At 74.0% G+C, this 4,425-nt stretch carries 3 protein-coding genes; 1 reads left to right on the top strand and 2 read right to left on the bottom strand.

Annotation, left to right across the window (positions count from 1 at the left end; genetic code table 11):
• Nucleotides 1-79: 79 nt before the first annotated feature.
• Nucleotides 80-1,330, bottom strand: coding sequence for an MFS transporter (locus P1P70_RS41270; protein WP_319247127.1), 1,251 nt, complete (start codon nt 1,328-1,330; stop codon nt 80-82).
• A 346-nt stretch (nt 1,331-1,676) separates the two neighbouring features.
• On the bottom strand, nt 1,677-2,927 hold the full coding sequence (locus tag P1P70_RS41265) for a hypothetical protein (RefSeq protein ID WP_319247125.1): 1,251 nt from the start codon (nt 2,925-2,927) through the stop codon (nt 1,677-1,679).
• Between the two features lie 338 nt (nt 2,928-3,265).
• Here P1P70_RS41265 and P1P70_RS41260 point away from each other — a divergent pair.
• The coding region (locus P1P70_RS41260; protein WP_319247124.1) for an AfsR/SARP family transcriptional regulator at nt 3,266-4,425 on the top strand (1,160 nt) is incomplete at its 3' end.

Raw genomic sequence — 4,425 nt, 5'->3', positions numbered from 1 at the left:
GATGGGGAAGCGTGGGGTTCAGTCGGCGGACGGCGGACGGCTGGTGACTGGTGACTGGTGACCGGCATCGGTACTGCGGCTACGGGGAACCGGAGTTGGAGCGTGTGGCCCGGATCAGCCACAGGGTGGCTGCCAGGCAGACGGCCGAGACCGCGCCGAGCAGCAGCGGGACCGCGCGTACACCGGACCACTCGATGACCTTGCCGAGCGCCGGGCCCGCCGCCACTCCGCCGAACATGGAGGCGGCGATGACGAGCGCTCCGGCGCGGCGGGCCCGGGGTGCGGCCGCGTTCAGCCAGGGCAGGCCGGTGGGGAAGATGGGCGCGATGAACAGGCCCACGCCGGCGTAGGCGTAGGGGGCGAGCGAGGGCACCGAGGCCAGCAGCAGGCAGACCGTCATACCTGCGCAGGAGACGGTGATGATCGTCTGGGGGGAGTGGCGCAGGGCCAGGGGGGCGACCAGGAAACGGCCGACCGTCATCATCAGCCAGTACACGGAGGTGGCGGTCGCGGCGGCGCCGGCGCCGTATCCGACCGTCTCCAGGTGGGTGGGTTCCCAGCCGCCGACGCCCGCCTCGATGCCGACGTGCAGGACGTAGAGGGTGACGAACACCGCGAGCACCGAGCCCAGGCTGCGGCCGAGCACCGAGCCTCCCGCCACCGGGCCGGGAGCGCCGGCCACGTCGGATGCGGCGGTCGCGGCCGTCGCGGCGGAGGCCGGCTGGGGCGCCTGGTCGCGTACGCCCCGCAGGCAGAGCAGGAGGGGCACGTTGGCGGCGGCGAAGGCGAGGAAGAGCGCCGGGTAGTGCTCGGCGCCGACGGCGGCGACCAGGGCGGGACCGAGGATCGCGCCGATGCCGAAGTGGGCGTTGAGGATGTTGAGCATGGCGGTCGAGCGGTGGCCGAAGCCGACGGCGAAGAGCTGGTTGAGGCCGTAGTCGATGCCGCCGAACCCGAGTCCGGCGAGCAGGGCGGCGGCGAGTCCGGCGGGCCAGCTCGGGGCGAGCGCGAAGCCCGCCGCGCCGAGGGCCATCAGCAGGTAGGAGGCGCCGAGGAGCCGCCGGTTGCCCATCCGCCCGAAGAGCCGGTCGAAGAGCAGCACACCGAAGACACCGCCGATGAAGTGGGCGCTCAGCCCCAGCCCGGCGGCCGACGGCGAGAGGTCGTGGGCGTCGCGGAAGGCGGGGATGGCGGGGCCGTACAGCGCCTGGAGCACGCCGATGAGGACGAAGCCGACACAGGAGGCGACCACGGCGGCGGGGCTGAACACCCTTGTCCCCGGGGCCGGCCGGATGTGCTTCACCTCTTGCGCGGTCGGTGTGTCGGGCACGCGGAACTCCGCCTCTCCGTGACTGGGCCACTCGCAGTGTTACCGGTAACATCACCGACGTCAAGATTGCCCGCAAGCCTGGGTGACGGGAGGTGCGCGCGCCCCGCCCGGCCCCGGCGGCAAAGTGGGTGGGCGCCGGACGCGGCCCTGTGTCTCCCTGCCGCGGTGAAGAACGAGAACGCGTTGTTGTGCGGCGGCGCCCTGATCGTGCCGCGGCCCCTCGCGGTGCGGGCGGACGGGAGCGGAGGCGCGGGTGCGCCCGGGAGCGGAGGGGCGGGCGCGCCCGGGAGCGGAGGGGCGGGCGCGCCCGGGAGCGGGTGCCGGGCGCGCCCTGCGGCGGGGCCGGTCAGCAGATGGTCTGGGCGCTGTTGACCAGGCGGTTGTTGCGGAAGGTGGTGTTCTCGCCGCAGGGGCTCTCCCTGATCGACGAGTTGGTGACCGTCAGGTTCTGCACGGTGATGTCCCGGTTGTTGGCGAACTCCGACCGTGCCGCGAGCCGGATCTCGCCTCCGCCGGAGACCGTGCCGCTCTGGGCGGCGAGGTTCACGTTGTAGCAGTTCTCGATCAGGATCGCGTTGTTGCCCGTGTTGGTGAGGTTGATCCGGTCGATGACCGCGCCGCCGCTCTCGGAGACACAGAAGACGCCGCGTCCGCCGCCGCGCGCGATCACCTCGCCGACCCTGATGTTGGTCGGATACCCGCTGCCCACGCGGCCGTTGCGGTTGGCCATGCGGAACGCCGCGTACCCGGTGCCGGCGCCCGCGCCGTCCGCGTCGACCTTGGTGACGGTGGCGTTGATCGTCTGGTTGAGGAGCAGTCCGGACTCGCCCACGTTGCGGGCGGTCACGGTGCCCACGGTGAGCCCGTCGACGCCGTACGTCTCGACCGCGTGGCTGCTCGCGCCCGACACGTACACGTTGTCGATCCTGACGTTGCGCGTCCACTGGCTGGTGTCGCCCCGGTTGTCGATCCGCACGCCGAGGCCGCGCGTCAGGCGCATGTCGAGCTGGCCGAGGACGACGTTCTGGACGTTGCGCAGGAAGATCCCGTACAGCGGGGTGCCGGTGAGGTTGAGGTGCTGGACCTCGATGTCACGGGTGCCCCGGGAGTAGACCGGCGCCTGGTCGCCCGAGCCCGTGCCGGTGACGTTGATCGTGCCGCACACGTCGAGCACGGTGTAGCTCGGCAGCGAGACCCGGGAGCCCGCGCCGATGGAACCGGAGCCGCGCACGACGACGCGTTCCTTCGAGGTCCGCCCGGCGGTGAGGCTGTTGACGGCGGCCTGCATCGCCGCGCGCATGTCGGTTCCGGTGTACGTGACCGTGCCGCCGCGCCGGGCGGTCCAGGTACTGCCGCTGAGCACGGCCTCCGCCTGGTACGAGCCCTCGCCGCACGCCGCCGCGACGCGTGCCTCGGCGACCGGGGCCGCGTCCAGTGCGGGGGCCTGGCTCGCGGGCCCGGTCAGCGCGGCGGCGCCGGTGAGCAGGGCGGTGGCACACGCGGCGGTGACGAGGGCGCGGGTGCGGCGGGGGGTCGAACGGGCGGTGTGAGCTGTGGGCGTGGTCGTCGGTGTGGGGGCTGCGGCTCTGCGTCCCATCTCGGCTTCTCCTGTGGGGGGGGGTTCGGCCCGCCTGCCCCGCGACCACCGTCCGTCGCACCCTTCTCGTCGAACGCGCTTCGACCGCGTCGCTCCCCGTCGAGGAGCCCTACGCGGCCGATGACCTGGAGTGGCGCGGCTGGTACGGCACCGGGCGGAACGGCGGTGTGGCGGCAGGCGATTCCTATGGCGGGCCGCGAGTGTGGCAAGCGCTTTCCGCAGGAGTCAAGGGGGCGGGTCGGGGCCATTACGCCCACGTGACTCCAGGTGGCTCGTGACCTCACGTATGGTCATGAGGCGCGTGAAAGATACGAGATACGAGATATCAGGAGGGGCAGTTGGCGCTGGAGCCGGTCCGGTTCGCGGTGCTGGGGTCGGTGCGCGTGCTGCGGGCGGGGGTGGAGCCCGCGCCGGGGCGGCCGCAGGAGAGGGCGCTGCTGGGGCTGTTGCTGGTGCGTGCGGGACAGCCGGTCACGGTGAGCGAGATCGTCGACGTGCTGTGGGGCGGGCGGCCACCGGCCAGCGCGGTGAATGTGGTCCGACGTCATGTGGGGTCGCTGCGGCGGCTGTTGGAGCCAGGCCTGCCCAACCGTGCCGCCGGGCGGTGGCTGATACGGGACGCAGGCGCATACCGGCTCCTCGTGGACGCCGGCTCCCTCGATCTGCTGCGGTTCCGTCGGCTGCGGGACGAGGCGCGTCGGGTCGCCGGTGACCCGCACGAGCCGGCGGCGCGGGTCGTGGAGCTCCTCACCGATGCCCTGGCGCTGTGGCGGGGGCCGGCCGGGGACGGCCTGCCCGCCGAGGTGCGGGAGCGCGCCGGGTTCGCCTCGGTCGACCGTGAACGGACGGCGGCGGTGCGGGAGGCGGCCGACGCGGCGCTGCGGGCGGGCACCCCCGCCGTCGTACTGCCCCTGCTGCAGGAGGCCGCGCGCGACGAACCGCTGGACGAACCCCTGCTGGCCCGGCTCGTACGCACGCTGGCCGCCACCGGCCACCCGGACCGGGCGCTGAGCACCTACCGGGCCGCCCGCGCGAGGCTCGCCGACGAGTTGGGCATCGACCCGGGGCCGGAACTCCGCGACGCCCACCGGGCGGTGCTGGAGGACCACCGAGGGGTCGCGGCCGCCCACCGGGCGGGACCGCCCGGCGGGCTGGTCGAGGGCACGTCGTCCGTGGGGCCTCGGCGGGAGGACGCGCCGTCCGGGGAACGTCGGCGCGCTGCCGGCGGTGACGCGGCGGCACGGCATGGGGACGGTCCGCACGCCGGTGCGCGGTCGGAGGACGAGCCGGGCGAGGATGTGCCGCGCGGAGACAGTCGGCCCAACTTCGCTGCTCACAGCGGCGGTTCATCGCATCACGACGCCCGCTCCGGAGCCGAGGACGCCCCCACCGGCTCTCCGCCCTCGCCCGCCGCCTCACCTACGGCCCAAGCCCCAGCCACACCCGCGGCCCAGACTCCGGCCGCGGGTGTGGCTGGGGCTTGGGCCGTAGGTGAGGC

Origin of the sequence: Streptomyces sp. MB09-02B (genome assembly GCF_033794485.1) — a bacterium.
Taxonomy (GTDB): domain Bacteria; phylum Actinomycetota; class Actinomycetes; order Streptomycetales; family Streptomycetaceae; genus Streptomyces.
The sequence above is the reverse complement of the archived record's forward strand: the minus strand, read 5'-3'. Positions and strand labels throughout refer to the sequence as shown.

Bases quoted from the DNA above. Each gene is read 5' to 3' on its own strand.
- P1P70_RS41265 (WP_319247125.1), bottom strand. From the start codon at position 2,927: ATGGGACGCAGAGCCGCAGCCCCCACACCGACGACCACGCCCACAGCT.